This window comes from Salifodinibacter halophilus, assembly GCA_012999515.1.
Taxonomy (GTDB): Bacteria; Pseudomonadota; Gammaproteobacteria; order Nevskiales; family Salinisphaeraceae; genus Salifodinibacter; species Salifodinibacter halophilus.
The window spans coordinates 1-230 of sequence record JABEEB010000849.1 but is presented as its reverse complement, the minus strand read 5'-3'; the positions used below and the strand labels follow the sequence as shown (position 1 = coordinate 230).

The 230-nt window shown below is 69.6% G+C and carries 1 protein-coding gene; it reads right to left on the bottom strand.

What is annotated here, in order from left to right; translation table 11 throughout:
* Nucleotides 1-230 (bottom strand): FAD-binding protein (locus tag HKX41_13955; GenBank protein ID NNC25237.1); only part of this gene is annotated, 230 nt, incomplete at both ends.

The window sequence follows — 230 nt, the reverse complement described above, 5'->3', positions numbered from 1 at the left end:
CGTGCCCTGCGCCTTGAACAGGTGCAGCGTGCCTTCGGCCATGTCCAGCGCGAGCACGCCGCGGCAGGCGCCGTGCTCGTCCATGATCAGGTCGAGGGCGAAGTATTCGATGAAGAACTGCGCGTCGTGCGCCAGCGACTGCTGGTACAGGGTGTGCAGGATCGCGTGGCCGGTACGGTCGGCCGCGGCGCAGGTGCGCTGCGCCGGCGGGCCCTTGCCGAACTTGGTGG